The organism is Nostoc sp. CHAB 5715 (assembly GCF_020829685.1).
Lineage (GTDB): Bacteria > Cyanobacteriota > Cyanobacteriia > Cyanobacteriales > Nostocaceae > Nostoc.
In genome coordinates, this window is record NZ_JAIVFR010000909.1 from 1 (window position 1) to 3,030 (window position 3,030).

Sequence of the window (3,030 nt, forward strand, 5' to 3'; positions counted from 1 at the left end):
GCGAACTCGAAAATATTGCTGCACAGCCTGTTTCCGGCTGGTATAAATCTGTCCCGTACTCTGGAAACCTTAGATATCCCCCTTCATATTCCCCTACATTCAGGTTAATGGTCATAGAGAGACGACGGTAAGCAGTACTCTCTGTACAATTGTCACGATGTAGACCAAGGTATCCACCACTACTTGCCTCATAGCCAAAAATACTAAAACCCTCAAATCGAGTAACTTGAAAGTGAAACGCTTTCTGGATTTCAGGGCGAACCCGATTCCGAATGGAATGTTTAAGGCGCTCCAGTGTCTCTCCTTCTTTAAGCTTATGGTTTCGTCGAATAGCTTGTTTGTAGTCAATACGTTCATTCCATTTTCCGTTCTCCTCAATCAGGTGAGTAGTATCTTCATTTCCTTCAGTTTCCCAAATGTTAATGAGGTGTTTACAAAAATCAACATCTAAAACGTTTGGGATGAAAAGAACTGGTGCCTGCATTGTAATTTTACGAGGGCAGTCTATAGATTTAGTCATCACTTTACTAATTCTTATTCCAAGAAAAATGTGAGCATTCAGAACTTAGCAGTCAGCTATCTAAGAGATGAGATGGGTATGCTTTATCTCCACGTTGAGCGGCTGTTGGGCTTAACCTTTTTCGTAAGATACGTTAAGGACTAAATGTTGATAGGTGGGCGAACGCAAGGTTCGCCCTGAACGAGTATCAAAGTCTTCTTACTACAAAAAAGTTAGTTTTAACTTCATGTAGATTAAGGCTTCTCTTTTCTAAATAGGACTTACGCACTTACAACGAAAAAACAAGGCTTTGCGATTGTTTCCCTTCGGTCGCAATGACAAAATTACGTTATTGTTGCGTAAGTCCTGCTAAAGTTTCCTTCCCCTAGCATAAAAGGATGTTTGAAAAATTCTTTTGTGGATAGTAAAATGTTCTAGACACCTTAAGTGCCCCGATAATAAATTAGAGGACTTTGATTCCGATTGTCCCTTTTGAAGAAGGGCTAGGGGGGATCAATAAGTGCCTAAAATCTAGAACTAACCATTTTTCAAACAACCTATAAGAAGAGCCGTAGAACCATTCTCATCAGTGTTATAGTACAGAACCTACATCAAGTTTTGCTATCCCTAAGGAAGCTATCCCTAAGGAAGCTATCCCTAAGGAAGCTATCCCTAAGGAAGCTATCCCTAAGGAAGCTGTTGCTAAAGAAGCTGTTGCTAAGGAAGCTGTCGCTAAAGAAGCTGTCGCTAAGGAAGCTGTTGCTAAAGAAGCTGTTGCTAAAGAAGCTGTTGCTAAGGAAGCTGTTGCTAAAGAAGCTGTCGCTAAGGAAGCTGTTGCTAAACCACCTATGATTTCATTGCATTCTTTGTCATCTAAATCGGTCACCGAGATTTCGGAATCCAGTTTGTAGATATTAATTTCAGCCATTTGGAAATATTCTCCTAAGTGAATTTGTTGTGATTGTAATTAGGTTTTGTCTGCAAACTGCAAAATTTATAATTTTGAGCTGCTAACTATTCATCTGATTTACATCTCTCTTTTTCGCAAAGAATCAGGTTGGTTTAATAGTTTTTTCGCAAAGCTGACTTTGCAGACCGATTACTCGTATAGCAGGACTGACTTTTCCCGTTAATAAAGCCCACAAAAGCAAGCCATCGCACTCATAGATAGCACTTTGGTTCAACTCACTGTAATAACTGTTCCTAAACTCTCATTCGCCAATCTATCCACTGCACACACGGCATAGGTTCCCGGTAGTTGGACGGTAGCGAAGGTTGTGCCAGCAGATAAAATTCGCCCAATTGTCCAAGTATCGCCAGTTTGCCGATAAAGTGTCCAGGAGCGAACTGGCTGATTATCTCCAGGCTGCCAACTCAGTTTGCGGTTATTTACTTGTAGTCCAATTGGTGGAGGGGGTGGTGTTGTATTCTCCCAAGACAAAGTTGGAGGTAGCGCAGGTTTATTATAAAGCAGACTTTGGAATCTATCAGCAATTCCCTGACTATTTTCCGTCAAAACACCGACATTAAAAAAGATATTCCCTAGTGACAACTGTCCAGCCTGGCTACGACTAATTTTCACCTGCTTTTCAATCTCATCACTCTCCCGACTTTTATTGCTTGGTTCTGTCAGATTGTTACCAGCGTAAACGTGTCTTTGCTTTGTGTTTACCTGTGTCCACCACTTTAACAACGCCGAATAACTTTGTTGTGGTTGGTCTGTGCGCCAGTAAAGTTGAGGCGCGATATAATCAATCCAGCCTTCTTCTAACCATTTTTTCGCGTCGGCATACAGCACGTTGTAAGCATCTAAGCCAGTAATACCAGTGGGTTGTCCGGGGCGATAAATCCCAAAGGGACTAATACCAAATTTAACGTCGGGTTTAGTTAGTTTAATTCCCTGCCAGAGGCGCTGTACCATTCTGTTAACATTGTCCCGTCGCCAGTCGCCAAGGCTGAGTGTACCACCGGCTGCTTTATATGCAGTGTATGTTTTGTCATCGGGGAAAGGTTGTCCCTCGATGGGATATGGATAGAAATAATCATCTAAGTGAATGCCATCAACATCATAGCGCTTCACTACATCGAGAATTACGTTGTAAGCTCTATCCTGAACTATTTTCAGTCCTGGGTCCATCCAGCGTTGAGTTTTCCACAAATAAACGCTTTCTGGATTGGTGGCTGCTATGTGGGGACGGACTGTTTTAGCTGGGTTGGTGGAAGTGCTGGCGCGGTAGGGGTTGAACCAAGCATGAAGTTCAATATTGCGCTTATGACATTCTGCGATCGCAAACGCCAAAGGATCGTAAAATGGTTCTGGTGCTTGACCCTGAGTTCCTGTAATCCAAGCACTCCAAGGCTCTAATTGAGATTCATATAAAGCGTCTCCCTCCGGTCGCACCTGGAAGATGAGAGCATTGAAGTTTAGCGCTTGTAATTTACTAATAATCTCGCTGAGTTCAGCTTTTTGTTGGGCAACAGAAAGTCCTGCCTTGGAAGGCCAATTACTATTCCACACACATGCTACCCAC

At 42.4% G+C, this 3,030-nt stretch carries 3 protein-coding genes; 1 reads left to right on the top strand and 2 read right to left on the bottom strand.

All coding sequences use genetic code 11. From position 1 onward, the window contains the following. Window positions 1–520 (bottom strand): 2OG-Fe(II) oxygenase (locus LC574_RS33520; protein ID WP_229457900.1); only part of this gene is annotated, 520 nt, incomplete at its 3' end. Window positions 521–1,182: 662 nt separating this feature from the next. On the opposite strand from LC574_RS33520, the gene LC574_RS39375 reads away from it, so the two are divergent. Further along, on the top strand, window positions 1,183–1,410 hold the full coding sequence (locus LC574_RS39375) for a hypothetical protein (RefSeq protein ID WP_368736766.1): 228 nt from the start codon (window positions 1,183–1,185) through the stop codon (window positions 1,408–1,410). A gap of 269 nt (window positions 1,411–1,679) precedes the next feature. On the opposite strand, the gene LC574_RS33530 is transcribed toward LC574_RS39375, so the two are convergent. After that, window positions 1,680–3,030, bottom strand: a 1,351-nt coding sequence (locus tag LC574_RS33530; RefSeq protein WP_229457902.1) for a glycoside hydrolase family 10 protein, incomplete at its 5' end; no start/stop codon positions are given.